Here is a 26,968-nt window from a genome sequence, read left to right as displayed (position 1 = left end):
CTGGAGTTTTTTCGTTGCGTCCTACATCTCACAGTTTTGTGTACCAGTTGTATAAGTCGTAAACAATTTTTCCGCTTTGGACTACATTAACTGGTTGCTCCACAGTGGAAATATAAAACTGGCTTAAGTCCTTAAATATCCAACCAATTAATTTTTTGTCAAGGTGTAATATGTCACAGAATTTCAGTAACCAAACTATAGAAGGGCAAGACTTTAGCGGTCAGAATCTAACTAATGCTAATTTTTTCAAATCAACTTTAAGGTCAGCTCTTGGACCAGATGGAGTTGCTGGGACAGCAGATGATATTCCCACCAAATTGATTAATACTACTTTGGTTAGCACCGATTTTCGAGAGGCAACTTTAAGCGATGTGATTGCTACTGGTGCTAACTTTACCAACGCTAACCTTTCTCTGGCTGTCTTCAATGGAGTAAACCTTAGTGGCGCCAACTTAACCAATGCAATTTTGAACGAAGCCGACCTAAGTGGTGAACCGGATGGAACTGTTAATAATCTCAGGAACGCGAACCTAACTGACGCACAATTAATCAGTACCAAGCTTAAAGGGGCAGACTTTGAAGGCGCCAACGTCACAAGAGCTAATTTCCAAAGTGCCGACATTGAAAGCATTCGCTTTGTTAATACTAATGCAACGGGTGCAAACTTTACCTTAACTAATTTCACAGATGCGACCTTGCAAAACTCCATCTTTGATTTAGCTGATTTAAGTGGAGTTGCGATTACAGATACGAACCCAACTCAACAAGCTCAGGCAGCAGCTTTAAGCTTCCGAGGCGCCGACATGGCTGGGTTCAGGGCAGAAGATGTGAATATGTCAGGCTCTAATTTTAGTGCTTTTGTCAATCCTAACGGTTCTGCTACTCAGACCGATTTAACAGGCGCCATTTTGCCCGATACCAATCTAAACGGAGCAGATTTGCGTGGCGCCAAAATGCAGAACTTGATTGCAGAAGACCTAGAATTGGTTGGCGCAAACCTCAATACCTTTGTTTCACCAAACGGTACCTCTTATCGAACAGACCTTTCAGGGGCTAATTTAGCAGGTGGAGATTTGACCAATGCCACAGCTATTGGCGCAAAGATGACGGGACTCAACCTCGGCTTGGGTTCCTTGGATGGAGCAAATCTCACAGGTGGTGTTGAATTAAATAACGCTTTTTTGGAGAATACAAAGATTCGCGGTACTAATTTAACGGGAGCAAATTTAAGTGATGCGAATCTGAAATTAACTGAGGGTAATGGCTCGACTCTCCTAGTTGGTGCCAATTTGACCGAAGCAGACCTCACCAGTGCCAACCTAAATAACGCCCAATTTGATAATGCGAATATGACTGGGGCAACTTTAAGCTCTGCCCAACTCAATGGTGCCGATCTGACGGGTGCAAACCTAAACGGCGCAAACTTTTTGGATGGTTCAGCAGTTGGCGCTAATTTTACCAATGCCAACGTGTCCAATGCCAACTTTACCAATGTTAATCTGCTCAATGCCGATTTCACAGGTGCAACAGCAACTAATGCAATAGGTCTTTATGTAGGAACATCAGCTAATAACAATATCACAGGAAGTGGCGGTAATGATAACATGTTTGGCAATCAAGGAAATGACACCTTGACTGGTCAAGCTGGGAATGATTACTTAGATGGCGGTGCAGGTGCAGATAGTCTGATTGGTGGAGACGGAGAGGATATTCTTATTGGTCGGGCTGGTAATGACAGCCTGAATGGTGGTGCTGGAGCAGACAAACTAATCTTTTCTAGTGGTTTCGGTGTCGATACTATTAATGGCTTCAGAAATGGAGCTGACATAATTGATCTGGTCAGCTTTGGAATTGGCTTTAACAATTTATCTATCAATGTCAGTGCTGGCAACTCGATTATCACCTCTACAGCGTTTGGTGCTGGAAATAGCATTACTGTTGCTGGTGTAACAAACATCACTGCTAATGACTTCGACTTCATCTAAAGTCCCGACTTCCCAACATTCTACTTTATCTTGTGGGATGGGCATCCTGCCCGTCCTATTATTTACAATGGCGCCAATATTGACGCGCATTGTAGATTTTTATGTTCAGTGAGAAACCAGGTTTCTTAATTCCTGCTCCAAGTCTAATAATTCAATCTCTTGTTGACCAGAAACACCCAGGCGCCTAAGATTTACTGTACCTTTGGCTGCTTCTTGTTCTCCAACAACAGCAATTAAAGGAATTTTGCGTTCAAATAGTTCACGAATCTTTTTAGAAATTGTTGCGTCGCGCTTTGCTAGTTCGACTCTAACACCGTTACGCCTTAATTTAGATGCTACATATAAAGCCCATTGAGCAGATTTATCGGATATTGGTGCGACTGCAACTTGAACTGGCGCCAACCATAAAGGTAAAGCTCCATGACTTTCTAAGAGTATTCCTATCCAGCGTTCGATTGAACCTAGAACTGCTTGATGCAACATTACAGGTTGTTCAAATATTCCCTCACTGTTAACAAAAGCAAGGTCAAATATTTGGGGCAAGTTAAAGTCTACTTGAATTGTACCGCACTGCCATGAGCGTCCAAGGTGGTCTTCTAAGCTGACTTCGATTTTGGGGCCATAGAAGGCGCCTTCACCTGGCAATAGTTCGTATGCGTATTTAAGCGCTTCACATGCATCTCTAAGGGCGCCTTCTGCTTTATCCCAAAGAGCATCTGAACCAAGGCGTTTTTCTGGTCGTAGAGAAATTTTAATGGAAAACTTCTCATATCCAAATGCTTTGTAGACTTCACTTACCATATTCAAGAAGTTACGAATCTCGTTTTGAATGTCTGCTTCCTGACAAAATATATGAACATCGTCTTGAACAAACTGACGTAACCGCATACAACCAGATAGTGTTCCTGATGGTTCGTTGCGGTGAACCATGCCAAACTCCATTAACCTGATAGGCATTTCCCGATAACTTCGCCTTGCAGATTTATAGATACCCACATGTGCAGGGCATGACATTGGCTTTAATGCATAATCTGGAGTTAAGTCTTCTTTGTCTTTATCTAAGCTACCGACTACGAAGATGCCTTCGCGGAATTTTTCCCAGTGACCTGATTTTTCCCACAGCGCGCGACTTAGTGCTATGGGTGAGCGCACTTCTAGAAATCCATATGATTCATATACTCCGCGCATGTAATCTTCTATTACACGATACAGGCGCCAACCCATCGGATGCCAAAAAATCATACCGGGACTGTGTTCTTCAAAATGAAACAAATCCATTGCTCTTGCTATTTCTCTATGGTCGTACATTGATTTACTCCTTGTTCAAATTTTGAAATTAAAAAACCCCTCTAAGCTTGGCGCCTGGAGGGGTTCGGTGATGAACGCAGTTAATTACGTCACAACCCCTCCAGGTGTGATAGTGGTAGTAGTGGTAGTAGTTGTAATGGTTTTGAGATTCTTCATATTGGGAATAATAAATTTAAGAACATCTCTTGTGGAACAGGCATCCTTGCCTGTTTCAGACTTAGGACATTTTTCAAAGCTGAGGGCGGTTCGGGATGCCCGCTCCACAAGAAGAAAAATTACTAAAAAACCCTCTGGAATGGCGCCTGGAGGGTTGAATCATTGCTTAGATACGCACGCGCAACGTTTCACAACCCTCTGTGGCTGGTAGTTCGAGTAGTTATGGTGGTTGTGACTAAGCTAATAATCATGAGTATTAAGATGATAAATTATTTGAGCCTATAATCCCATTTAAACAAATTTCAATCAATTGTCAATACAACTTTTGGATTAAATTCGGAACTATTTGGAGATTTTTGTGTCAAAACGAGTAATATTACTTAAATTATATATGTTGAATAAATTTATTCAGAGACCTAGTGCAAAAGTATTAGGTTGTACTTTTGCTATCTCACTATGTTTAATATCGCCTTCGGTTATTAATAGTACAAGTTGGGCACAAACTAGAAGTAATGTGAATCCTCTAATTGAACAATTACAATCGTCGAACGAACAGCAGTGGCTAAAAGCAGCTGAAGCTCTGAGTAAACGGGGAACTGAGGCAGTACCAGCGTTAAGAAATGCTTTGAAAAGTCCTAATGCGCGCCTGCGAAGTGGCGCCGCTTTTGCTTTAGGGAGAATAGGTGCAGTTGCTTCTGTTGCAGTACCAGATTTAGCATTATTGCTCAAGGACTCAGATACAAATGTACGTGCAAATGCAGTTTTTGCTTTAGGAAATATGGGTAAAGCGACAAAATCTGTCGTACCTCAACTTGCAGAAACTCTTAAAGATAAAGATAATAATATACGTGTTAGTATAATTAGAGTATTTGAAGCATTAGGAACAGATGCTCGTGCTGCGGTTCCTGGCTTAATTGCTATCCTTGATGACCCAGATGCAACCCTAATTTACAATGCGGTTCAAGCTTTACTTCAAATTGGCGAAACACCAGAACTAATTGCTGCCACCAAAAACCCAAATCCCCAAATTAGAGGTGCGGCAATTGCATCTTTAGGACGAACCAACAATCCAGAAACAATAAAAGTGATTACTGCTGGGTTGAAAGATACAGATGCACGAGTGCGAAGAAATGCTGTTGTTACTTTAAGATTAGTCGGTGCCAAGGCAAAATCTACAGTACCCGCTTTAATTGACGCTTTAAAAGACCCCGATGAAGGTGTTCGCCAAATGGCTGCTGAAGCTTTAGGAGAAATTCGTCCTTTAAAAGAAATGATTGCCGCTTTGCTTTCAGAGAATGAAAATTTACAACGTGGCGCCGCTTATGCTTTAGGTAAAATAGGCGCCGCAGCAATACCCGACTTGCGGAATGCACTTAAACACCCGAACCCAAGAGTACGGAGTTACGCTGCTAGTGCTTTAGGTGATATGGGTGAACTAGCAGCACCAGCACTTCCCGAACTTACAGCTGCTCTTAAAGATTCTGATGCGAAAGTACGGGAAAATGCAATTCGAGCAATTGAGTTTAGCGGTAAAGCAAAAACCCTAATTCCTCAACTCACACAGCTACTCAAAGATAATAATCCTCTAGTTCGCAACGCAGCAGCAAAGTCTTTAAATATGGGCACCATTGCCAAAGCTGCTATACCCGAACTAACGCGCGCGCTCAAAGACTTAAACAGCGATGTGCGTAAATCTGCTCTTTATGCTCTAAGCTCTATGGGAGAACAAGCAAAATCAGTATCTCCACAGATTGCAGCTATGTTACAAGATAAAGATGCACTAATACGTACAGATGTTGTTTCTACTTTAATTAACGTTCATGCTAACAAATCTACAGTTCTCCCCTATCTTGGTAATGCTCTCAAAAATCCAGATAAAAACGTGCGTGTTGCTGCTGCTTATGCTTTGGGAGATATCCGCACTCCTACAAAAGAAACCATACGCTATTTATTAGCAGGAAATACCGACTCAGACCAAGATGTTCGTGGTGCGGTAGCTGTTTCACTCTCAAAAATACGTGCTAAAGCTCCTAATTTAATGCCAAAAAAATAAATTTTCAGAAATTCGGCGCCCTCAAGGGTTCAAATATTGCTTAAATATCCCTTTTGTGAGAGCAACAAGGGAATATCTCGCCAATTTTTTAGTTTGCCACCTGTTAATGCTTCAATGTAGCGGTATAAACCTCTAGATAAATCAACCGCTAGCCCATTTGGGTCTCGATTGAGTTGGGTAGCAATAATACTAGGACTATGACCACTCAAAATTTGTAGTAAACAAGCTTTTTCTAACTGTGTCAGCTTTAGCTGCCGATTAGAATCTTTCAATTGTTGCTTGGCTTGTGATAAATCTACGTATAATTTTTCTATATTCCAGGTGGGATTAACTTTTAAGGCATTGTTGATATCTGGAGATTGCTGTAGTTGAAGAAGCAAAGTTTGTACGTATTTCTCAAGTACATCTTGTCGCTTAAATCTTGTGGAAATTGCTTCTAATAATTCATCAATTTCAAATGGTTTTGTAAGATAATCGTCGGCACCTAAGTTCATGCCCTGACGCATGTCGGTTCGTTCTGTTTTGGCGGTTAGAAAAATGAAAGGAATTAAAGTTGTGCTTGGCTCTTGTCTCAAAAATCTTAACACTTCGTAACCATCCATATCAGGCATCATGATATCACAAATAATTATGTCTGGCTCTTGCTCAATCGCAACTTGTATGCCTATGGCGCCGCTTTCTACACTTATTGGTTCAAATGCTTCTGCTCGCAAGATTTTGACTAAATTATTACGACTTAGTTTTTCATCTTCAATTACTAAAACTTTTTTCTTCATTTGTATTATTTATGCCATCTATTGGTATAGGTAAAGTAACTTTAAAAATAGTTCCTATTCCAATCTTACTAATAAATGTGACAGTAGCGTTATGTAAATCTACACATTTCTTTACGATGGCTAGCCCTAACCCTGTCCCTGGAATGGAAGCAACATTGCTAGCTCGATAAAATTGGCTAAATAGTTGAGCTTGGTCTTTGACGGGAATACCAATACCACAGTCTTCTACTTCAAAAACAATACAGTTTACCAAGCGCTGTAACTTTAACTGTATTTTTCCACCTTGGGGTGAATATTTAATGGCGTTGGAAAGTAAATTGCTCATCATTAGCTTTAAAAGTATTGGGTCTACATAAGCATTGTAGTTATCACTGTAATCAAGACTTTCATGAGTAAACTGTATTTGGTAAGCGTTCTTGACTCCTATTTCTATTTCTTTAATTAAGTTATAACAAAACTCAACTAAATCTATTTTAATTGGATTAAAGTGCAGTTTTTCTGGGTCAGTCCTGGCTATATCTAATATTCCATCTATTAGTTGGGTCATTAGTTTAACCCCTTGACGAATACTGTGTAATTGCTCTAACTGCTCCTCTCGACTCCATTCATAGCGTTCTAACAACTGTGCTGAAGAATTAATTATATTTAACGGAGTGTGAAATTCATGGGATGTCATAGAAATAAATCGTGACCTAAGTTCGGCTAGCTCTTTTTCTTTCGCTAAAGCTGTAATAATTTCTACTTCTGCCTGTTTGCGGTCAGTAATGTCTATAAGTACACCATCCCAAATAACATCTCCATTTATCTGTAGTTCTGGTCGAGAAATATTTTGTATCCACTTCAGCTTACCAGATGGTGTAATTATTCGTCTTTCCCAGGATAGTGCTTCTAGATTTTTAGCGGAGTTAGCAATTGAAGTTTTGAGAAATAATAAATCATCTTGATGTACCATTCTCCATAAAATTTTAGCATCTTGTTGACATTCTCTTGGCGCCACTTCAAAAATATCCTCACAACTCGAACTGATATAAATAAATGCATCTGAGCTATCAGGATGCACTACATAGCGATAAATTGCTCCTGGGACATTTGCCGCCATATTTTGAAATTGCCGCTCGTTTTTGTTAAGCTGCTCATTTTTTAATTGCAATTCACAAGTCCGTTTTTGCACTTCTTGTTCTAAGTTGCGTGAATATGACTCTAATTTTTCATATAGTCTGGCATTTTCTAAAGAAATAGCAACTTGATAAGATAATAGCTGTAATATTTCTAACCTATCTTCTGTAAAAGCTCCACTAATTAAATTATTTTCTAAGTAAATAATACTAATTAAATCGCCTTGACTAATAATTGGTATACAAAGGGCAGATTTAACTTTATGATTAATTATATAAGAGTCATACTGAAAACGTTCATCATGTGTCGCATCATTAACTACAACAGTCTCTTGAGTTCTAACTACATAGTTAATTAGCGTAGCTGGCAAATTTTGGCTCGCGGTTACTGGAATGTATTGTTGCACTACTTGCCAATCTGTTTCTGCATTGACAGTTACTTCTAAGAGAAGTTCCTGATTTTTTGACGTAATCAAATATCCATTTTGCGCTCCGGCATTTTCCATAACTATTTTCATGAGATTAGAAAGAAGGTTCGGAAGCATAATTTCATTAGAAATGGCTTGAGATGCTCTAACTACAGTTGTGATATCTAATTGTTGATTACTTCCTGCATGAGAAGTATTTGTATCAAAAATATCTATTGTTTTTTCTTTAATCTTGATAGAAAGTAAATTTGGATATTGAGACTCTAAATATTTTACTTTATTACTGGCGCCCCATTGCCGATAACAATGGTAAGCATTGACAATATATGCTTGGGCAGCAATCTCTGAGTCATGAGTTAGATAAAATTTAGCAGCGAGTTCATGGGCTAATGCTTCTTCATGGAGATATTCATTTTTTTCAGCTAGTTTAATGGCTTTGCTATAATATTCTATTGCTTGAGTATCTTTATTTATAGCTCTCAAGTATTCTGCTTCAACTAAATAAAATTTATGTAGATAATTATCTGGAGCAAAAGAAGCCCATTCCCGCATTTTTTTCTGGTTTGACTTAACTTTTTGAATTATTTTTTTTGAGCGCAATTTAGGATTATTTATAATTAGTGCTAGATGCGTTAAAGAATCATAAAAATAAAAATTTGGAATAACTGGAGTTGAAATGCTGGAATCTATATACTGTTCAGCAAGTTTTGCATTTGCTATTGCCTGAGAATAATTGCCAAATAAATAGTGAAGCATTAATTTGACAAAGTGTATATGATATATTGCAGCACGCGCGTTAGCATTTTGATTATTCATTAATTTTACCTCTATTGAGGTGCCATCTATCACGCTAGGGTAATCTTGTGACAGATTTACTAAATTAATAACTGCATGATAAAATGGTTGGAGAATTTCTACACTTCTTTCTTGTCCAAGTTGAAGCATAACCTCGGAGTAGTTCTCCATTTCTAGCTTAAGTTTTGTTAACTCCTTGCCAGCGAGAAATGCTTGAAAACAGTAAAACATAGATGAATAGGCGCCATATTCTAAGTCTCCAGTCTCCAAACCAATGACGTAACTTTCTAGCAATGAGTCTAGGGTTTTTTGAGCAGGTTCTAGCCAATGTTTAATCAGACCATGCGCGATAAATACTGTTTTAGCCTTAATTTCTCTTGCGTCTTGTCGCTCTAATAAGTCTAATGCTAGTTGCCCGAATTGATAACCTGATTTAATATCTCCCACAACACCACAGAGAATAAATCCATAACTGCCATAGGCAAAAGCCGATTCAGCAGTATTCCCGAACTTAAGAGATAAGCGAATCTGTGTAAATACAATCTGTAACAGTAAATTTGGAGCGGCTGTATAAGCAGGAGATATTATTTTGTTAAGAATACGCATCGCTGCTTTATACTGTAGATGGGACATCTGAGGCAAATCAATTAAGCTGGCAGTTTTGTGGCGCCTCAACATTAGCTTTGCCCGCAACAATAAAATTACAACATTAATTTGGTTGAGCTTTCTGGGTAATTTGACTCCCAGTAATTCTAAAATTTCTAACCCGACACTGATAGCTTCAACGCATTTGCTCTGAGCGATATACGCCAAAATTGTTACTTCATACACTTTCACCTTGTCTAAAATATTTGTAGCTTGTTGCGTAACTACATCTACAAATTTCTCCATCTGGTTAAAGTTTGCTTGTAAATAAGCAACTTCGGCAGACTCTTCGTAAAGCGATAGTGTAAGATTATACTGTTGAGTCCAGCTATCACTAAATAACAATCGCATTCCGGATTGTAAATAATTAAAGGCTAGTTGATTTGCCGACGATGCCTTAGCTTTTTTGCTTGCAATCAAGTTTAAGCGTGCTAATTCATCTTTTTCTTCGCGTAAACTTAACTCTTTTGATTCAATACCAATATTCAAATGATTAACAATATCAAATATTTTTTCTTCTAAGGCTGTTGGTGAAGTATTATTTAGTAATAGTTGCCCGATTTGCCAATGAAGTGAATTTTTAACATCTTCGGTAATCAGCGAATAAGCAGCTTGCTGTACTCGGTCATGTAAAAACTTATATCTGACTTTGAAATTATCACCATGTTCAGCTACCGCTAATAACTTATAGTCATTACCAATTGGCAAAATAAGCCCCTCTATAATCGCTTGCCAAACTTCAGAGGCTGTTGATAATAGCGATTGTTCACATACAATGGACAATGTATTTAAATCGAATTGATTACCTATACAAGCAGCTAGCTTTAAAACTTGTTGTGTCGCTCTTGGAAGTTGTTGGATTTTACTCGACATTAATTCAACAACATTATCTGTAATTTTTGCTGATTTAATTTGTTCTAAATCCCAATGCCATTCTCCTTTTTCTAAATCAAATTTGAGTAATTTTTGTGTATCAATGAATTTTAAAAACTCATTTATAAAAAATGGATTACCAGCAGTTTTATCGAGAATTAATGCAGTTAGTGGCTTTGCTCTTTCGATTGTGCAGTTAAAGGTATCTGCTATTAATTGACTGATATTATTTAAATCTAAAGGTGTTAAAGAAATATGGTTAACAATATATTCAGCTTGTTTGATTTCATCTATTGTCAATAGTAAAGGATGAGTCGGACTCACTTCATTGTCGCGATATGCCCCAATCAATAATAGTCCGCTATCAGTATTTGTTATCAGTAATTTAATTAGTTTTAATGATGCAGAATCTGCCCACTGCAAGTCATCTAAAAATAATACTATAGGTTGTTTACTTATTGTAAAAACGCTGATAAACTTTTGGAATAATAGATTAAAACGATTTTGCGATTCTGCCGATTCTAGTTCTGCAGCATTCGGCTGTTCGCCAATAATAAGTCCTAATTCGGGAATTACATCAGTAATAATTTTGCCTTGTTCACCGACAGCAACTAAAATTTTTTCTCGCCACTCAGCTATTTTTTCGTTACTCTCAGTTAATACCTGTTGAATTAAAGATTGTAAAGCTTGAATCAAAGAACTATATGGTATGTGGCGCCCTAACTGGTCAAATTTTCCAGCAATAAAGTAACCTTTAAATTTGATAAGAGGTTGATATATTTCTCGTACTAAAGCCGTTTTTCCAATTCCCGAATAACCAGAAACTAATATCATTTTTATTCTGAGTTCTGGGCGCTCAAAGGCTGATATTAGAGCTTTAATCTCTGACTCTCTTCCGTACAATTTTTGCGAAATATGTAGTTTACCATAAACATCCTTTTTGGCTAGTGTAAAATTATTAAGTTTAATTTTGGAGTGAAAATTATTTAATATATACTCTAAATCTTTTTGAATACCATAAGCACTTTTATATCTATCATCAGCATTTTTCGCTAAAAGTTTCATTACCAACTCTGCTAATTCCTGGGGAATATCTGGGTTTAAAGTTTCTAGGCGCCGAGGTTGTTTGGCAATGTGAGAGTAAACTAATTCTATTGCATCTAATGTTTCAAAAGGTAGTTTCTGGGTTAGCAGTTCATAAAAAGTGGCGCCGGCGGAGTAAAAATCGGTACGGTAATCGACTAATCGATTCATTCTACCCGTTTGTTCTGGCGATATATATGCCAAAGTGCCTTCTAAAATACTGGGATTGCAAATTATGGGATTTTCGCACGATAAAAGACTAGAAATTCCAAAATCAATAATTTTGAGTTCTCCAGTCGCTGGATTGAAAACTATATTAGAGGGATTAATATCTTTATGGATAATATTAGCCGCGTGAATTTGTCCTAAAGCTGCACAAATTTTTATAGCAATTTTCAAAAATTCTTCTATGCTGAATCTACGTTCTGACATTAGTATCTTTAAAGACTCTCCCCCAAAATCTTCAAAGACAATTACTAAAGTATTTTGATATTTCTCTAAACTATAAGGCTTAATTACTCCTGCTAGCTCTAAATTGTATGCTATGTCGAATTCCTGCTTATATCTACTGAGTAACTCTGGCGTAGGATAGGCTGAGTTTAAGATTTTGAGAACAACAGGTTGATTATCGTGCTTCCTGATACCTCGGTAAACTAAAGAATTAGAACTTTCGTATATTTTCGCAGTAATTAAAATACCAGGAATCATTAGCATAACTACGAATTATTCTCCATTTCGCTGGTATAAATATTATTAACAATATGCAATAATTATTTTAGTATAAATTACGACAATAGTACTAGCGTCATCTAGGGTCAGTTTACTTCTAGAGAACTCCACTAAAAAAATGCTCTTCGGTCATTCTGAACGCAGTGAAGAATCTCGCGGATATGCTAATAAAGCGGCAAAACTACGTTTACATCACGCTTTGAGATGCTTCGTTCCTCAGCATGACAACATTGGATCAATTATTTTGTGGGCTTCTCCTAGCACTATAAAGTCCCTGTAATTATGCTATATTATTGTAATTATAACAACATAAATTTATCAAATTTTAATATTTATTGATGGGAGTATGTAATGAAGACAACTTTAAAAATTCCTAATGTCCATTAGTTGCAGTATGTAATAATACCTCTTAATATTAACCACAAGCTAAGGTTCTGGTAAAAAAAGTATTTGAATAGTTACCATAACTACTGAAACCATAGCTGTAGTAACCAGGTGTCAATAAACACATTGAATAATTAAAGCCATGTCTACCACATTATTTAGATTACAACAAGGTTCAACTGGCGCCACCGTTACTGAATTGCAATTAAGTTTAAGAACTCTCAAATCTGCCGCGCGCACAGAGCGCAACTGCTGTCCACCTAAGATTACTCTCATCATGAGCTTCCTGCTAACAATGCCAGAATATATGTACTAACGCATCCATATGAAAAATGTGAAATTTCAATTTAATTACAAACAGTTACTGAAACTAGTTTTCATTAGTGCGGGAACTCTTGTTCTATTGATACCAGCTACAAACGCTCAAACTAGGGGTACGAAACCGAAGTTTTTTATCTGCCCCAAGGGAATGGAGCGTTCTGCGACTATCGTCACGACAAAACATGATATCAATCTTTGTGGTCAACCAGGAAAGGAAGTTAGTGTGTTAGCATTTCGCACCACAAGAAAAAGTAAGATTACTACTCTACCTTTAGCCAGTAATAAACATCCTGTATATTCTGCTGTTACAACTAATGGCACTAACTATACATTAGATACTGAGAAGAAATTACTAACAATTACTTCCAAGGAAGGCAAGGTATCAAAGGAGAAAGTTGTACGTTCCGACTAAAAATGGCTTGTAAGCCTGGAATGTTGGTTAAATGTTGCCATCAGACGTAATACTAGATAGAGTTTTATTGGTGTATATTGGACAAAAGCTGATGGTGTTGTTGGCGCCGCTACTTGGAAAGAATTATCTCGGCTAAAGGCTTGTGATATGACATCTGAACTAGTCGTTCTAAATGACATTTTTTCTTTGGCTCTGCAGGGTTGTTCTAGAATACAACAGTAACTTTATTAAACAACAAAAAAGAAATCAGAAACACTAACGGTTTGTTCGTAGTTGTGCTAACGCAACTACGCTTCTATCTTACGCACTGTTAATTTACTACTGGGTTAAATATATGCCGGATGCAAAATCTATAATTTCGGAAAAAGCGATTAATTTGATACTAGAGTTTGAAGTTGGCGGTAAAGCCAGCTATGAGAAGAATTATAAAAATCCAGAGTGGCCCAAGGGCGAATCTGGAATTACTATTGGCATTGGTTATGATTTGGGATACAGCATTCAACCAGACTTTTTACAAAATTGGCAGCGCTTAGACAAAGCTTCATTGGAGCGCTTGAAGGTATGTTGCGGTTTAAAAGGTGTGAAAGCAAAAGATATTTTAGATAGCGTTAAAGATATTGTTATTCCTTGGGAAATTGTATGGGATGTGTTTCAAAATGTAACTGTACCAAAGTATTACAAAACCACACGTATAGCATTTCCCGGACTAGAAAATTTACCAGCAGATGCACAAGGGGCATTAGTAAGCCTTGTTTATAATCGGGGTGGGGGTATGGAAGATAAGCCTCCTGGGTTAAGTCGGCTACAAATGCGTAACATTCGCGACCTTGTACCAAAGAAAGATTTGAAAGGGATTGCCGAACAAATTCGTGCGATGAAGGATTTGTGGAAAGGACAGGAAATTGAAAAGGGTATGGCTCGTCGTCGAGAAGCTGAAGCCGCTTTGATTGAAAAAGCCGTGAAGGGTTAATTTACAATCTTTATGTTAAATTTTACAAAATACTAAGTGCTATGAAACACCAACATCTGAGCAAAACCCAAGCGGCTAAAACAAACTAGTCCCCGCAAACAGCAACAAATACGACATCGGATACACATCCAGTATTGCAAATGCAAGCCGATATTGGTAACAGAGCAACGAGCCATTTGCTTTATCCCAAAAACAATTCAAGCAAAGCCACTATTTGGCGGTTTATCGAGCGAACTGTCAATTCAACCCAAGCTAACTATCGGCGCCGTGGGAGATAAGTACGAGCAAGAAGCAGATACCTCTCCCAAGTAGTTAGTAAATACATTGGTGAAACTGAGAAAAATCTTAACCGCGTTTTTAGTGCTGCCGCAAACTCCAACGCAATCCTGCTTTTTGACGAAGCTGATTCCTTTATCCTTAACCGACAAGTATTGCTCAGGGGCTGACTCAATGGCATCCGGCGTTTTAGTGGTAAATAAATAAATCTAAATGGGTTAGTAATTATAATATTTACATAATTTATAATGGACTAAAGTTGAGATTAGATGCTGAGGGAACCATAGCCTTTCTCGATAATTTAGTGACGGTAGTTATCAGAATTATAATAACAGTAAAACAGATGCTTACGCCCAATACACCATAAGTTTATAAATTCCTAATGGCCATTAGTAGTCAAATATAAAAATAGTAACTTAAACTTATTTTGTTGAATTATTTACGGAGATTATTTAGATAATGCGTGCTAACTACTCTTTTGAGATAGCACGAATTATCAAATTTGTAGATTTTAATTCAATTGAATAATAGCTTAATTCCGATCTGACAAGAATAAAACAGGACAGACAAAACAATGGCATACAACATAAAGGTTCAAAACAATTACGACGGTCATGTATCAGTAAAACGCGACTACAACAAAGGAAGCTTCACCAGTAGTGATGTTTTAGGCTGTGCAACAGTCGAAATCGGGGATAAAGATAGTCTCAGATTTGTAGACATTGGTGATAAACCTTTAGGACCTGGTAAGGCAACTTGGGGAGTAGTTATCACGTCTCGTTCTTCTGTTTGGGTATTTCGATATGAAGGGGGAGGAGTAATTGAATTACTAATAAATCCTGATGGTACCTTTAGCTTGAAAGGGAATGGAGGCTTAGACAAAATTTAATTAATCTTAAAACTAAGATTAAAACTGTTCTACCCTCTTTTGATTGAGAATTAGTAAAGCGGGTCAGATTAGGGGGCACCCTGAAATACTTCCCTAATACTAAGTTGCATTCTAATGTAGTAGTGCGAGTCGGTAAGATTGCTTCCTTGTATACCATTCTGGTAAGAATCGCTGAATACTACGTTTGAACGCAACTTAGTACAATAACCGTGCGTGAAGTAGGGTAGGTAGCCAGCGAGTTACCATTACTGGCACTTTTCCAACCACCCCCCTCCGAACGGAGCATGACCGTTTCCGTATCACTCCGCTCTCCAGTGTATTGATGCTTACTTTGTTATTGGCTATCCGCATCTCGCGTACCTTACAACAAGACATCAATTCACCTGTTCTACTTTGCCCTGTAAGCGGCTCTCCCGCTTTCCCTGGTGGGGCGTAACTCCCACGACTACTATTAGAACTCCGTTACCGTAGGACTCGCGTCCGTTAGGCAATCCCATGTTCCGTCACTGATAAACGTATAAAGAACGACTTAGGCTCCTACTCATATCCTTGAATGAGTTCATTACTCATCGCTTTGAGGTCAGGGTGTATCATTAAAGAAACCTGATTTAATGACTACCTCAAACATCGGTGTATAAACGTGGTACCGAAGGATGTGAAGTTCCACCGCAGGATATTAGGGTTCAAGCAATACAGCTTTAGCCATATCATTCAGGCGTTGCAGAGCTGTGACATACACGTTTTCTGTTACTCTCCGCTTTACGAACATGCTCTTGTCCCCTCGCCCTTTCGGGTCTAGGTTAGTTGTTCGCCTTGGAGTCGTTTACCCCAAACTCCAACCAACTTCGTTGGCAATTCATTCAGTGCGTACCACGGCGCACAGTTTCCAATCATAAAACTTCAGCCTTACTTTAAGCTAGCTTCACTTGGTTATCCGCAAGTTTCGGCAAGTGCCAAACACAGGTGAAACACTTTTCAATCAATTAGGCGCCGGATTTGACAGTGACAGTCAATAATACCAGTTTATAAACATACCAACAAGGAGACAAACCTATGGCACAGTATTCGGTAGAAAACCAGTGGGGAGGGGAAGATGCCCCTTGGAATTTTGGTGGTAATTGGGTAGTTGGTGGCCGAACTGGGCAGCAGAAGGTAGTTCAACTAAGCGCCACCTCTAATGACGGTGGGATGACGCTCAATGGCACCATGACCTACGAGGGAGAGGGACTAATCGGTTTCAAGGCAGTAATGCATTAAAATGAATCAGGAGCATGTAACGACGTGCTCCAAAAGTATCAATTTTCAATTTCTTGAGTGTCTTGTCAAATTCTTTACATTAACGCTACGGCAATAAGAATTCTTATAACTCTAATTTATGTTGAGCATATAATCATTCTCAATGATAACTTGCTGGGGTGAATATAAAGTTTTCTGAGCTACTAAACGACAATTAATAGGAAAAAATATGAAACTTCAAGATATTATTAAGCTTAACCAATCCTTTAAGTTTGATTATTTGAGTCAAGACCCCGAGTTAGCACGGGAAGTTCAAATCTGCCTTATAAATATAAAATTCCTTGTTGGGGCGAACTAAACCCTAATCAGCAAGGAGCATTACTCAGCTTTGGCTACAATTTGGGGAGTAAATTCTACGGTTCTCCAAAATTTAATTCAATGACTAAAGTCTTAACGGATCGCGATTGGCCGAAAATCAGCGAAACTTTCATCAAGTATTGCAATCCCCGAACAAATGTTGAGCAAGGACTTTTGAAACGAAGAAAAGCTGAAGCTGAACTATTCCTGAAACCTTTTTCTCATGAAATTTCACCACGAATGTGAAACTTTAAGATGCACTTGCCCTAGGAAGGAAGCCAGCCTGCATGGCGGCGGTATCGCTGAATTCTAAAAACTTGACCACCTTGCCATTTACCACCCTCACCACCTGTACCAAATCATTATCGAAGATGCGCTCTGTTACCTTTACCCTACAACGTTCATGCCCCAAGACCGTTACGTATTCCCCATCTACATAAAATGTATGCGACTTGTAGGATATATATTCCAGGTTGTTTGCACAAAGAATGAAGAATCGTCACCAACAGCTTAAACAAATTACAAGCAACACGAATAGTAATAGCCCATCGTTTAAGCACTATTTGCAATACTGACCGAATTTATGTAATTGCAGATGGTCAAATTATTCAAGTAGGTAATTTTACGGAACTCTTACAGCAAGAAGGGCTATTTGCACGATTGGTAGCAAGGCAGATAGAGTTGCAGGTGGTGTTGTAACTTACACTGCACCATCGGGAGGCGCCAGTGCAAATCTAAGTGCAAATCAAGCAATAATTAATACCTCTGGAAAAGCAAGTGTAACAGCTAGGGCAAATACAACTGCGGGTAATTATAATGTCAACGTTAGCAGTAATGCCATAGCTAACTCTACTAGCTTTAATTTAACAAACCAAGCAGATATACCTGCAAGTATTACCGCAAAGGCAGGAAACAATCAAACCACCACAGTTAACACTACGTTTGCAACAAATTTGCAAGCATTAGTTCTAGACCAGTACGGTAACGTTGTTCCTAATGCCAAAATAACTTTCAATGCACCAAGTAAGGGAGCTTCTGCTGTCACGAGTAATACTGTTACTACAGACATCAACGGTCAGGTTTCAATTCCAGTGAAGGCAAACACAATTGCTGGTGGTTACACTGTCAGTTTAGGTGATAGTGGCGCCAGCGCTCAATTTAACTTAACCAATAACCCAGATAAACCAAGTAAAATTATTCCAACAGCAGGAAACAACCAAAGCACCGTTGTGAACAGACAATTTGCAACCGACTTGCAAGCACTAGTCACAGACCAGTACGGTAATGCTGTTGCCAATGCCAGTATTACTTTTACCGTACCGACATCGGGAGCTTCTGGTAGTATCACAGCTAGCACATTGAGTAGTAATAAAAATGCTCAGGTTTCCATACCTGTGACAGCAAATACAATACCAGGTAGCTACATAATCAGTGTTTACATTAACGGTGTTGCCCAAGGAGCCAATTTTAATTTAACTAATCAACTCGAAACGATTTTGCAAGAAAATTTAGTACCCCTAGGTCAAGATTTACAAGGTCAAATCGAAAACAATAAGGAAGAGGAGAATGTAGGAAACACAAACCCATTACTATGTGTGTCTAATGAGTCTCGAAGTGAGTTTCCGCAATTACCTATTTGTCGCGATTTATAGCCCGAACAGATGTGAGATGAGACCGTATTTAATTCGGTCTCTACAACTAGTAAACTTGGCGCAAATATGCAGCTACAGTTCACGGCGCCTTCTTATCTGGAGAAAGAGAAGCAAGACGAATTGCGAAAATATAACCTTTTAATGCAAAGCACTCAGTACTACTGTCCAACTTCCATATCTATATATAATATCGGTAATAAAGTAAGATTGCATAAGATATTCTTGAATTGCCTCTTTTGGGAAATAAGTTCTTGTTACATATACTTGTTTTGAAAAATTAGTATCTTGGGATGCTATTATCAGCAGCTTTTGCCCGTCACTTGCAAGAGACGTAATGTATCGGTGGTTCTTAACTAAGCTTTCACGTAGACTGAGTGCAGGAAAATTTTCTTTGATAAAGTAAGTTTGGTTGGCAATACCAGTTCCTACAGATATCACTATAACCCATTGCCCGTTTCCGTATGCTACAGCAGTAATAGATAATCCAATTTTTAATTGTTCTTGAAGCAGATTCTCGCGTGGGTATGTGTCAATTATATAAGTCTGATAGTTCTGATAACTATATATAGTTTGCTTGGACATAATAACAACCCATTTTCCATTGCCATATGCCAAACTAGTTATATAAAAATCTTGTTCCCAGTATTTTTGGATTTCATATGATGGAAACTCAACGCTAGATATATAAATTTGGTCGCAAAAATCAGTGTTATTTGATACTATAATTGTCCATTTGCCGTTTCCGTATGCAAGGCTTGTTATGTAATTATTATTGCTTTGTCGATAAATAAAGTTTTTTGGAAATTGTCTTTTTCTTATAACTTCTTGGTAAGTGTATCTAGGTTTATAACTTTTTGTTACATTTGTCTTTTGTGTATAATTAGCTGGACTAATAATACTGAGAGCGTTTGCTAAAACTTTAACAGTTAGCGGTGTTTGACCAATAAATTCTCCATCGCACTGTACATTTTGCGGTGGAGATGCGTTGATGATAATTTCTTTTGCTACGTGTTGATCAACAACTTTTATGTTTAAACCTTGAATATTTAGAAGTATTATATTAAGTAAACCATCTTCAATATCACAAGAGGATTCGCTCCAATTATCCAGAGCCATGATGTTGTTCGGTTCACGTTTTAAAATCCCAGAATTGGCGATAATGCATTCTTGGGCACGAACTTTGATAGTTTTGCCGTCAATAGTTAATTTGAACTGGCAATTAGAAAAACGGTTTTTTAACAATTCCCATATATATGTTCTAGCAAACGCTATATCTTGTCCCTCTCTTTTTCTTGCTTCGTGAGAGGTATTTGCCACTGATGCAGCTTCGTAACCTGATGATGCACGCACTAAGAATGTTTTGTTTGTTATATCATGACTTGATATTTCACCAACATCTATATATCTAATAATATTATTACCTTGATATATAAGTGCGAAAGCTGCTTCTAAATTCAGTGGAATATTGAGTGCGTGTGCTACAATATTGAGAGTTCCACCTGGAAGAATACCTAGAGGAATTTGATTCACTGTAGCGCTTGCACATTCCATAATTGTCCCGTCTCCACCATAGACAATTACGGCATCAACTTTTAATGCAATAGCTTGTTTTGCTAAGATATAAGCACTATTTGGTTGCTGCGTTGTAGTAAATACCTGCCAGTCGAGATTTGCTTTTTTGATTAGATAGGTGATTCTATCAATTATATAACGGTCATTTTTCGGGTTAACGATGACATGGGCATGTTTATACATATTCATGTTCAAATAACGAGCTTTAACGGGATAAAATAAATTAATCCCATATAGTTTGAAGGCGCCGTTTCAGGTGGTTTCGATAGTAAGTCAATGGTAAATGAGATGAATCACCTTCTGGGTTTGGTGTATAATCGTGATTCTCTAGATTCCACTCTAAATCGCTTTGGACAACTTTGAATAAACAACATAATTTTGAAGCATTCAAAGAAGGCACCTGATTAACTAATCCTTGGACTGCTCCAACTACCGAAGCTTCATGCCCAACTATTAATATTGTCTCAGAAAAGTGTTTAACTAAATTATCGGCAGTGTTACCAGCACGCTCTCGTATTTGCTGCAAGGTAATTTCAGGATACTTTGCCCGAACAAACGAAGTATATTTCTGGTCAATACGCGGAAATAATACCGCTAATTTCTCGATTGAAAATTCCTCGGCGCCTGGTGGTAACCATAAAGGGAATAAAAACTCACTCAAACCCGATTCAACTTTGACTTGCAAATCAAGTATTTCGGCAATACAATGGGCTGTTTGTACTGTACGTAGAAACGGGGAACAAAATATGTGAACGACTTCTTTACCCTTCAAATATCTTCCTAATGCTTGAGCTTGTTTAAAACCATCAACCGAAAGTGGCGAATCATAGAAACGCTCGGCAGTTTTCAACCAGGCAGGATTAACAAAGTCGAGTCGAATACCGTGTCTTGCAATCCAGACTGTTTGACCCATGTTTACCTCGTTATTTTACTATTCAATAGCAGAAAATGTAATTGTTTCTATATAAATAAAATTTCCATATCCATATATAGAATAACAGCAGATACTTAACAACGATGGTAATTTTAAACACTGATACATCAAAAATACAAAAGTTATTTATTAAAACCAGATTAACGTATTGATTGATGTGACTAATTTTACAAACATCTTGCCTACCCTATAATATAAACTTTTCAGAAATTACTTAGTAAAAAATTGAAGCTATAAGTATATAGGACTTACACAATGCCAGAACATTCCAATCAACCACGCGAATTTGATGCAGTACTTGGTGGGCAAGTGCCACCACCACAGTATGGTGCAGTATTGGGAGATTTTGCAAGATCACACCGAAACTTAAAAAATTTCCTCGAACAAGGGATGTGGGAACAAGCTGATTTAGAGACCACAGTAATAATGTTGAAATTAGCGAACCGTACAGACCAAGGTTCTCTTTCTGAACTCAATATCAATAACTTTGATTGCGAAAAATTACAAATTATTAATAATCTCTGGTTAAAAAACAGTAACGGTCGTTTTGGCTTTACTATTCAAAAGCAAATTTGGCAAGCTGTGAGCAATACATCAGAACCCGACTGGGACGCTTGGTGCCGTTTTGGCGAGTCTGTAGGATGGTATGTTAACGAGAAATGGCTACACTGGAACGATGTTACATTTAATTTAAAGGCGCCTGCTGGACATTTACCACGTGGAGGTGCGCTCCCGGGTTGGGGTTTAGGCGATTTTTGGACAGGTTGCAGAAAAATGTCCGCACTCGCTGAAAAATTAGATAGCTGCGGAATTATTTGACCTTAGATAGATAACTCACTTTCTGTTTTAATAGTTCAAGTTCACGCGCGTCAATCAATTAAGCATTAAAATTACCATACCAATTCAACTGCATATCGACTCCTGTATATTGTTCGTGTACGCTTAAAACCCCGCGCACATCTTTTTTGCTTATTTCGTACCCCATTGCATTCAATGCATCCCTAATTTGTATAATAGTTTTCCCTTTCCTTCTTTCTGCATAAATTAAAAACAAAACTTTTTTAACAGTACTTGGAATTTCGATATCATTGTAAAAATCATCGGCACTGTCTACTATCCATTGGTCAAACATTGTATCATCCTTGCCGGGAGCAACAAACATGCTTATAAGATAGCTTACTAGTATAGGCGCCTCGGCAATATCTTAACGTTTTTTTGAATTCTAGTCTTATTTGAGCAAAATGAGTTTAGTATAATTTAATACATATGTATATCAGTAGATAAAAGCAGTGTAAATAAGAAGATAGTAGTATTAACGCTTGGGATTGGCGAACAGGAAAATTTAAACGTATTTGTAAACCTCAACCTTTAGATTATAGATTTCCCAGTACATTTTTACAACCAAGCCCAGAAAAATTAACCACCACACCTTCTAGTAAATGTCCGTATCTCATATCTTGCACCGACATTTTTGCATGTAATATAAATAGCTTCTCAAACTTCAAATTAATAGTTTAATCTCAGAAGATTCTCCCAATGCTTCATTAACAACAGTCAATTTACCCTGCTCATCCAACGATAACTGTTGATTAGCATTGAGAAGTTCAATTCCATAAATTGTTCCATCCGGAGCAATATCAACATTCATTTCTTCGCTGACTTGAATTGTATTTACTTGTGCTTTTTTTTCTCTTAGATGTATATAAGCAATATTATATCTTGGGTCATAGGTAATTTTCATATACTTTATCCTCTTAAAAATACTTGGCAATAACTGTTATAACCAACCAGTCTTCAGCTTCTTGTACTGCTATAACCTCCACTTTTTTCGTACTGTAAAACTTTCCACCCCACTCAGCATTAAAAACAAAATTACACCTAAACCCAGTTCTACCAAGTTGAGCAGGAAAGTTAACACCTCCCTCAACAGTACTTATCACTTCTTCCTCTGTTACACCACGTTCGATTAATCGTGCTTGAGCGTGGGGATGCAACTTAATGCTCATAAAATAGTTGACTGAATATAGGCGCCGATGCCTATATTTTAACCGATTTTTGAGTTCTAGTCTTATTTTAGTACTAACAATTTAGTATAATTAGATACATAAAATTTTGATTAGAGCAATGATGACTTTTAGGCAGTTTGATAAAAATATCCATTCTCGCCACGAATGCAGTTAGCTATCGAATTATTTATCTTACATATACAATCAAACTTTAGATTCTACCCTGCGGGAAAACTCCGTTTACGCTACGCTCAGAATGACAATAAAGAACCAATGTATTATGCATCTATGCCCAGCGTGCGACAACAACTTTCACTGTACCGTCTTGCATGACTTCATCTTCTTCTATTGTAAATCCTTGTTCTTGTGCGGTTGCTTTTAATGCGTGATAACCGTAGCGCTGCATTAGCTTGTTCATCCATTGTTGATTATATTGATGTCGGTCGTATTCGGAGATTATTGCTTCAAATTGTCCGTCTGTTTGTTGTTTAAAACCAATATCATTGCTGGAGCTACCGATGTATTGGCGCCGTATTATTACTTCTGCTGTTTGTTCGCGCACGTCACCTTGATAGCCATATAGGTGTTGTGCTGTTTCGTGAAGTTCGATGTTTTTAAATCCAACATCTGATAATGCTGTAACTAATGCATCACGATTTTTGATTTGGGTTTTGATACTTGTAAAGTGTGACATAGTGTTAGTTTAAATAATGAACCACAAAGGCACAAAGGACACAAAGAAATATTAGATATACTCAGTCCATTTTAATGGACTTCGGCTATCAGCCTTGGATTTGAATCCAAGGCGGGTATATTATGCCCATCTACCAACAACAACTCTTACGGTTCCATCTTGTAGAACTTCTTCTTCTTCGATATTAAATCCTTGTTCCTGTACTGTTGCCATTAAGGTTTTATGAGCATATTTTTGTGTAATTGAGTTCACAAATTTTTGCTGGTTAATCTGGGCGCCCCAAAAGTCGGCGACGATTTCATAATTATCGCCACTGCGCCGAAATCCTAGGTCGTAACCGTTGTTTTGACGAATTACATATTCGGCTTGGGTGGTATCTCCGTGATATCCTCGTACTTTGGTGTTACATTCGACTTTGTGCCCTAGTTCTTGCAATACTTGGTGTAATACTTCGCCGTTTTTGATTTGTACTTTGATGGTTGTAAAATGTGACATAATTTATTTTGGGTTGTTGTGTGTATGGGTTTTGGGGGCGGGTTTAGTAAGATTGTAATTTTGGTTTTGGATTGTGGGTTAACCCGCCCCTACGGTATTTTCGGTTGGTTTAATCTACTTCTAATGGCCCGATTCCTTGTTGTGTTGAATACTGTTTTAACTCCTCTACTAATTGAATATCGTTTGATGCTGCTCTGGCGCCTGCTTGTGCTGCCCATTGTTTGAGTGCTTCTATTTGGTCGCGCGCTATTGCTGCTAATGGAACTGTTTGCGATGTTGCTTGTAGTATATCTTCGGTGTTGAAGTCACGTCGGTGTCCGTTAATTCTTGTGGAAAATGCTTGGTGCATGGCATCGATTATTACTTGCTCGATTTCGGCGCCGCTAAAATTATTTGTTTGTTTTGCTAGTGCTGGCAAGTTGAATTCACGCAAGCGACTCGGACGTAAGCGCTGTAAGTGAACTTTAAATATTTCTTGCCGTTCAGCTTCGTTGGGCAGGTTTAAAAAGAATATTTCATCAAATCGACCTTTTCGTAATAACTCAGCGGGTAATATTTGGACGTTATTGGCTGTTGCGACAATAAATACTGGGCTGGTTTTTTCTTGCATCCAGGTAATTAAACTACCAAATACTCTCCGTGATGTTCCAGAGTCACCATCAACACCGCTGGTAATATTACCAAAGGCTTTATCGATTTCGTCTATCCATAATACACAAGGCGCCATTGCTTCGGTTAGTTGAATCATTTGGCGCACACGACTTTCGCTTTCACCGACGATACCACCAAATAGGCGCCCAGAATCAAGCCGCAATAAAGGTAGGCGCCATTCATGAGCGATAGTTTTGGCACTTAGAGATTTTCCAGTTCCTTGAATACCTACAAGTAACATCCCTTTCGGATTGGGAATACCATATCGTCTCGCTTCGTCAGTAAAAGCATCTTGACGCATTAGTACCCATTGCTTGAGTTGGTCTAACCCACCAACCCGTTTTAAAGATTCACTCGGAGTAAAAAACTCTAAAATACCAGTTTGGCGAACTGCTTGCTTTTTCTCTTCTAAAACACCATCAATATCTGTTTCGTTAACTTGCTGTTTAGCTGCTAGCGCTTTTGCCAAAACCCTAGATATACGAGTTCGACTCAAACCTTGACAAGCTTTAACTAACTGTTCGCGCGCTAACCCATCTATATTTAATTTGTCTGGTACTACTAGCTGCTCGATTAAATAATTTATTTCTTGTACGCTGGGTAGTGGAAAATCAACCACCGTCAACTCTTGCTGCAACTCGTCAGGAATGTCTAATGTGTGGCTAGTAACAACTATAGTCTTACGCGCGCGCTTTAACTCCCGCGTTAAATTCCGCAGTTCTCGTACTATAGGGGCACTTTTCTCTGTAGTCGGATTTTTGATAAACGGATGCAAATCACGCAGCACAAACATTGTAGCCGTTTGAGCATCGGCTTTAGCAATTCGCCCCAAAGCAGCCATCACCGAACCTTTATCAGCATTATTGTCGCTCCAACCCCTGACAATATCCCAGAACAAAACTTGCCTTTGGGGTTGCGCTCGCTTTGCCACTTGCGTTAATACTTCCTCAACAGGTTCTTCTTCTACACATATTAAATAAAGAAGCGGATACCGCGCGCGTATCATCAAATCTAACTGTTCAACCAAAGCTGCATAACGCTGTTGGCTGTCTAATGCTCCATTTTGATGCATGTTATCCATTATGATTCCTCGTGGGGAAGTATTGCACCGTTGAGAATGGGAAATTGGCGACAGGCGCCCTTGTGATTATTTGTAGTACATAGTAGTATTATGGCACACTCGTTGAACTCGTTGAACTCGTTGTAAGCACTTCAGTGCTTAAATTATGACAAGCACTGAAGTGCTTACAACGACGGCGTTTTTTATACTATCATGTGAAATAATATTAAGTGTGGCTATATTAAGTGGATGCGGTAACTTATAAATAAAAATTATATATCCAATGTACATCCTAGAAATCTCACACAAACCGATTCATCAGGTACGCTACTTAACAGTAGCCTCTGGTGGTGTCTGTTTGGTTGAGAAATATATACCTATATTAATAGGGGAGGTAGATGTTCTACCAAATCATTTAGATGCGATTATTGTAACCAGCGATTTACAAGGAATAGACCCAAAAAATCAACAACTCGTAGGTCATCTTGTCCTCGAAGAACTAGAAAACCTAGCTCTTCAGCAAAAAATACCATCACTAAAAAACACGGGTGTTATACTAGCAGGCGATTTATACGCTGAAACCAATAAGCGTAGTGGAGTAGTTGGAGATGTACGCGAAGTATGGCACGCTTTTAGGCGCCAATTTCGCTGGGTTGCAGGAGTAGCAGGCAACCACGATAGTTTTGGGACGGCAGAAGAAGATATTCAGCTTTTCAAGCAAACTAAGGGTATTTACTACCTTGATGGTGAGATAGCAAAAAACGGTGAACTAAATATAGCAGGTGTTTCTGGAATTATTGGAAGACCAAGTAAACCATTTCGGCGCCGTGAAAATGACTTTATCCACGAAATTAGAGAACTAGTCAAACAGGCGCCTGACATTTTAGTATTACACGAAGGTCCCGACTATCCAAGGCACAACTTACTTGGCAAAAGTTCTATAAGATTAGAGCTAGAAGAAATAAATAAAAATACTAAGCTACTGGTTATTTGCGGTCACTCGTACTGGAAAATTCCCATGATAGTACTAAAAAACGGTATTCAAGTCGTTAAATCAGATAGCAGAGTCATTGTACTTGTACAAAAGAAATCTCCCTAAATACCCGCTCTTAA

Annotated in this window: 25 protein-coding genes and 2 pseudogenes; 14 read left to right on the top strand and 13 right to left on the bottom strand. The window is 38.2% G+C overall.

Annotated elements, in window-relative coordinates; all coding sequences use genetic code 11:
• The first annotated feature begins 170 nt into the window (after positions 1-170).
• Positions 171-1,985 carry a pentapeptide repeat-containing protein gene (locus tag DSM106972_RS32130; RefSeq protein ID WP_127084488.1) on the top strand — a complete coding sequence of 605 codons (1,815 nt, stop codon included), beginning with the start codon at positions 171-173 and terminating at the stop codon, positions 1,983-1,985.
• Positions 1,986-2,090: 105 nt separating this feature from the next.
• On the opposite strand, the gene thrS is transcribed toward DSM106972_RS32130, so the two are convergent.
• Positions 2,091-3,293, bottom strand: coding sequence for a threonine--tRNA ligase (gene thrS / locus DSM106972_RS32125; RefSeq protein ID WP_127084487.1), 1,203 nt, complete (start codon positions 3,291-3,293; stop codon positions 2,091-2,093).
• Positions 3,294-3,363: 70 nt separating this feature from the next.
• Between thrS and DSM106972_RS32120 the strand changes: the two genes are divergently transcribed.
• Both DSM106972_RS32120 and DSM106972_RS32115 read left to right on the top strand, forming a co-directional pair.
• Positions 3,364-3,660 carry a hypothetical protein gene (locus DSM106972_RS32120; RefSeq protein ID WP_127084486.1) on the top strand — a complete coding sequence of 99 codons (297 nt, stop codon included), beginning with the start codon at positions 3,364-3,366 and terminating at the stop codon, positions 3,658-3,660.
• A 180-nt stretch (positions 3,661-3,840) separates the two neighbouring features.
• Positions 3,841-5,502, top strand: coding sequence for a HEAT repeat domain-containing protein (locus tag DSM106972_RS32115; RefSeq protein WP_127084485.1), 1,662 nt, complete (start codon positions 3,841-3,843; stop codon positions 5,500-5,502).
• Positions 5,503-5,531: 29 nt separating this feature from the next.
• Here DSM106972_RS32115 and DSM106972_RS32110 read toward each other — a convergent pair whose 3' ends face one another.
• From DSM106972_RS32110 to DSM106972_RS51650, 3 genes are all read right to left on the bottom strand, one after another.
• On the bottom strand, positions 5,532-6,278 hold the full coding sequence (locus DSM106972_RS32110) for a response regulator transcription factor (RefSeq protein ID WP_127084484.1): 747 nt from the start codon (positions 6,276-6,278) through the stop codon (positions 5,532-5,534).
• Positions 6,253-11,931, bottom strand: coding sequence for an ATP-binding sensor histidine kinase (locus DSM106972_RS32105; protein ID WP_127084483.1), 5,679 nt, complete (start codon positions 11,929-11,931; stop codon positions 6,253-6,255). The genes DSM106972_RS32110 and DSM106972_RS32105 overlap by 26 nt, the downstream gene beginning before the upstream one ends.
• Positions 11,932-12,444: 513 nt before the next feature.
• Complete coding sequence (locus DSM106972_RS51650; RefSeq protein WP_158632912.1) at positions 12,445-12,609, bottom strand: hypothetical protein; 165 nt, start codon at positions 12,607-12,609, stop codon at positions 12,445-12,447.
• A gap of 55 nt (positions 12,610-12,664) precedes the next feature.
• Here DSM106972_RS51650 and DSM106972_RS32100 point away from each other — a divergent pair, with 55 nt between their 5' ends.
• A complete protein-coding gene (locus tag DSM106972_RS32100; protein WP_127084482.1) occupies positions 12,665-13,063 on the top strand; it encodes a hypothetical protein in 399 nt (132 codons plus the stop codon).
• Here DSM106972_RS32100 and DSM106972_RS32095 read toward each other — a convergent pair.
• Entirely contained in the window at positions 13,060-13,242 is a 183-nt protein-coding gene (locus DSM106972_RS32095; protein WP_127084481.1) for a hypothetical protein, read from the bottom strand. The two genes, DSM106972_RS32100 and DSM106972_RS32095, sit on opposite strands and share 4 nt — an antisense overlap.
• Before the next feature lie 155 nt (positions 13,243-13,397).
• Between DSM106972_RS32095 and DSM106972_RS32090 the strand changes: the two genes are divergently transcribed.
• From DSM106972_RS32090 to DSM106972_RS32060, 8 genes and pseudogenes are all read left to right on the top strand, one after another.
• The gene (locus tag DSM106972_RS32090; protein ID WP_127084480.1) at positions 13,398-14,033 is read left to right on the top strand and encodes a DUF8812 domain-containing protein; all 636 of its coding nucleotides are present in this window, start codon (positions 13,398-13,400) and stop codon (positions 14,031-14,033) included.
• A 153-nt stretch (positions 14,034-14,186) separates the two neighbouring features.
• On the top strand, positions 14,187-14,345 hold the full coding sequence (locus DSM106972_RS51645) for a hypothetical protein (RefSeq protein WP_158632910.1): 159 nt from the start codon (positions 14,187-14,189) through the stop codon (positions 14,343-14,345).
• A pseudogene (locus DSM106972_RS32085) lies at positions 14,333-14,458 on the top strand (AAA family ATPase); the annotation flags it as partial. The gene DSM106972_RS51645 and the pseudogene DSM106972_RS32085, both read left to right, overlap by 13 nt.
• Before the next feature lie 425 nt (positions 14,459-14,883).
• On the top strand, positions 14,884-15,198 hold the full coding sequence (locus DSM106972_RS32080) for a hypothetical protein (protein WP_127084479.1): 315 nt from the start codon (positions 14,884-14,886) through the stop codon (positions 15,196-15,198).
• A 1,053-nt stretch (positions 15,199-16,251) separates the two neighbouring features.
• On the top strand, positions 16,252-16,455 hold the full coding sequence (locus DSM106972_RS32075) for a hypothetical protein (protein ID WP_127084478.1): 204 nt from the start codon (positions 16,252-16,254) through the stop codon (positions 16,453-16,455).
• A gap of 297 nt (positions 16,456-16,752) precedes the next feature.
• Complete coding sequence (locus DSM106972_RS55925) at positions 16,753-17,037, top strand: lysozyme (protein ID WP_411675352.1); 285 nt, start codon at positions 16,753-16,755, stop codon at positions 17,035-17,037.
• 249 nt (positions 17,038-17,286) lie between these two features.
• Positions 17,287-17,490, top strand: a pseudogene (locus DSM106972_RS54020) (hypothetical protein); the annotation flags it as partial.
• A 254-nt stretch (positions 17,491-17,744) separates the two neighbouring features.
• A complete protein-coding gene (locus DSM106972_RS32060) occupies positions 17,745-18,443 on the top strand; it encodes an Ig-like domain-containing protein (RefSeq protein WP_158632909.1) in 699 nt (232 codons plus the stop codon).
• A gap of 138 nt (positions 18,444-18,581) precedes the next feature.
• Here DSM106972_RS32060 and DSM106972_RS32055 read toward each other — a convergent pair whose 3' ends face one another.
• Positions 18,582-20,204: a diacylglycerol/lipid kinase family protein gene (locus DSM106972_RS32055; RefSeq protein ID WP_127084476.1), complete on the bottom strand. Its 1,623-nt coding sequence runs from the start codon at positions 20,202-20,204 to the stop codon at positions 18,582-18,584.
• A gap of 34 nt (positions 20,205-20,238) precedes the next feature.
• Positions 20,239-20,928: a histidine phosphatase family protein gene (locus DSM106972_RS32050; RefSeq protein WP_127084475.1), complete on the bottom strand. Its 690-nt coding sequence runs from the start codon at positions 20,926-20,928 to the stop codon at positions 20,239-20,241.
• Between the two features lie 276 nt (positions 20,929-21,204).
• On the opposite strand from DSM106972_RS32050, the gene DSM106972_RS32045 reads away from it, so the two are divergent.
• Positions 21,205-21,768 carry a GUN4 domain-containing protein gene (locus DSM106972_RS32045; protein WP_127084474.1) on the top strand — a complete coding sequence of 188 codons (564 nt, stop codon included), beginning with the start codon at positions 21,205-21,207 and terminating at the stop codon, positions 21,766-21,768.
• Positions 21,769-21,826: 58 nt separating this feature from the next.
• Here the strand turns inward: DSM106972_RS32045 and DSM106972_RS32040 are convergent, their stop codons facing one another.
• The 6 genes from DSM106972_RS32040 to DSM106972_RS32015 form a co-directional block, all read right to left on the bottom strand.
• Positions 21,827-22,111, bottom strand: coding sequence for a hypothetical protein (locus DSM106972_RS32040; RefSeq protein WP_127084473.1), 285 nt, complete (start codon positions 22,109-22,111; stop codon positions 21,827-21,829).
• A gap of 339 nt (positions 22,112-22,450) precedes the next feature.
• Positions 22,451-22,690: a DUF2283 domain-containing protein gene (locus DSM106972_RS32035; protein WP_019491880.1), complete on the bottom strand. Its 240-nt coding sequence runs from the start codon at positions 22,688-22,690 to the stop codon at positions 22,451-22,453.
• A gap of 13 nt (positions 22,691-22,703) precedes the next feature.
• Positions 22,704-22,955: a DUF4258 domain-containing protein gene (locus DSM106972_RS32030; RefSeq protein ID WP_127084472.1), complete on the bottom strand. Its 252-nt coding sequence runs from the start codon at positions 22,953-22,955 to the stop codon at positions 22,704-22,706.
• A 286-nt stretch (positions 22,956-23,241) separates the two neighbouring features.
• On the bottom strand, positions 23,242-23,649 hold the full coding sequence (locus DSM106972_RS32025; protein ID WP_127084471.1) for a DUF1257 domain-containing protein: 408 nt from the start codon (positions 23,647-23,649) through the stop codon (positions 23,242-23,244).
• Between the two features lie 120 nt (positions 23,650-23,769).
• Positions 23,770-24,144, bottom strand: coding sequence for a DUF1257 domain-containing protein (locus tag DSM106972_RS32020; RefSeq protein ID WP_127084470.1), 375 nt, complete (start codon positions 24,142-24,144; stop codon positions 23,770-23,772).
• Between the two features lie 109 nt (positions 24,145-24,253).
• The gene (locus DSM106972_RS32015) at positions 24,254-25,876 is read right to left on the bottom strand and encodes a Ycf46 family AAA ATPase (protein WP_127084469.1); all 1,623 of its coding nucleotides are present in this window, start codon (positions 25,874-25,876) and stop codon (positions 24,254-24,256) included.
• 262 nt (positions 25,877-26,138) lie between these two features.
• Between DSM106972_RS32015 and DSM106972_RS32010 the strand changes: the two genes are divergently transcribed.
• Complete coding sequence (locus DSM106972_RS32010) at positions 26,139-26,954, top strand: metallophosphoesterase family protein (RefSeq protein WP_127084468.1); 816 nt, start codon at positions 26,139-26,141, stop codon at positions 26,952-26,954.
• The last annotated feature ends 14 nt before the right edge of the window (positions 26,955-26,968 follow it).

Source organism: Dulcicalothrix desertica PCC 7102 (genome assembly GCF_003991905.1).
GTDB lineage: Bacteria > Cyanobacteriota > Cyanobacteriia > Cyanobacteriales > Nostocaceae > Dulcicalothrix > Dulcicalothrix desertica.
The sequence above is the reverse complement of the archived record's forward strand: the minus strand, read 5'-3'. Positions and strand labels throughout refer to the sequence as shown.

What these genes read in the sequence shown, in the direction of transcription:
- DSM106972_RS32130 (WP_127084488.1), top strand. Translation starts at nt 171, where the DNA reads ATGTCACAGAATTTCAGTAACCAAACTATAGAAGGGCAAGACTTTAGC.
- thrS (WP_127084487.1), bottom strand. Translation starts at nt 3,293, where the DNA reads ATGTACGACCATAGAGAAATAGCAAGAGCAATGGATTTGTTTCATTTT.
- DSM106972_RS32120 (WP_127084486.1), top strand. Translation starts at nt 3,364, where the DNA reads ATGAACGCAGTTAATTACGTCACAACCCCTCCAGGTGTGATAGTGGTA.
- DSM106972_RS32115 (WP_127084485.1), top strand. Translation starts at nt 3,841, where the DNA reads ATGTTGAATAAATTTATTCAGAGACCTAGTGCAAAAGTATTAGGTTGT.
- DSM106972_RS32110 (WP_127084484.1), bottom strand. Translation starts at nt 6,278, where the DNA reads ATGAAGAAAAAAGTTTTAGTAATTGAAGATGAAAAACTAAGTCGTAAT.
- DSM106972_RS32105 (WP_127084483.1), bottom strand. Translation starts at nt 11,931, where the DNA reads ATGCTAATGATTCCTGGTATTTTAATTACTGCGAAAATATACGAAAGT.
- DSM106972_RS51650 (WP_158632912.1), bottom strand. Translation starts at nt 12,609, where the DNA reads ATGATGAGAGTAATCTTAGGTGGACAGCAGTTGCGCTCTGTGCGCGCG.
- DSM106972_RS32095 (WP_127084481.1), bottom strand. Translation starts at nt 13,242, where the DNA reads ATGTCATTTAGAACGACTAGTTCAGATGTCATATCACAAGCCTTTAGC.
- DSM106972_RS32090 (WP_127084480.1), top strand. Translation starts at nt 13,398, where the DNA reads ATGCCGGATGCAAAATCTATAATTTCGGAAAAAGCGATTAATTTGATA.
- DSM106972_RS32080 (WP_127084479.1), top strand. Translation starts at nt 14,884, where the DNA reads ATGGCATACAACATAAAGGTTCAAAACAATTACGACGGTCATGTATCA.
- DSM106972_RS32075 (WP_127084478.1), top strand. Translation starts at nt 16,252, where the DNA reads ATGGCACAGTATTCGGTAGAAAACCAGTGGGGAGGGGAAGATGCCCCT.
- DSM106972_RS32055 (WP_127084476.1), bottom strand. Translation starts at nt 20,204, where the DNA reads ATGAATATGTATAAACATGCCCATGTCATCGTTAACCCGAAAAATGAC.
- DSM106972_RS32050 (WP_127084475.1), bottom strand. Translation starts at nt 20,928, where the DNA reads ATGGGTCAAACAGTCTGGATTGCAAGACACGGTATTCGACTCGACTTT.
- DSM106972_RS32045 (WP_127084474.1), top strand. Translation starts at nt 21,205, where the DNA reads ATGCCAGAACATTCCAATCAACCACGCGAATTTGATGCAGTACTTGGT.
- DSM106972_RS32040 (WP_127084473.1), bottom strand. Translation starts at nt 22,111, where the DNA reads ATGTTTGTTGCTCCCGGCAAGGATGATACAATGTTTGACCAATGGATA.
- DSM106972_RS32035 (WP_019491880.1), bottom strand. Translation starts at nt 22,690, where the DNA reads ATGAAAATTACCTATGACCCAAGATATAATATTGCTTATATACATCTA.
- DSM106972_RS32030 (WP_127084472.1), bottom strand. Translation starts at nt 22,955, where the DNA reads ATGAGCATTAAGTTGCATCCCCACGCTCAAGCACGATTAATCGAACGT.
- DSM106972_RS32025 (WP_127084471.1), bottom strand. Translation starts at nt 23,649, where the DNA reads ATGTCACACTTTACAAGTATCAAAACCCAAATCAAAAATCGTGATGCA.
- DSM106972_RS32020 (WP_127084470.1), bottom strand. Translation starts at nt 24,144, where the DNA reads ATGTCACATTTTACAACCATCAAAGTACAAATCAAAAACGGCGAAGTA.
- DSM106972_RS32015 (WP_127084469.1), bottom strand. Translation starts at nt 25,876, where the DNA reads ATGGATAACATGCATCAAAATGGAGCATTAGACAGCCAACAGCGTTAT.
- DSM106972_RS32010 (WP_127084468.1), top strand. Translation starts at nt 26,139, where the DNA reads ATGTACATCCTAGAAATCTCACACAAACCGATTCATCAGGTACGCTAC.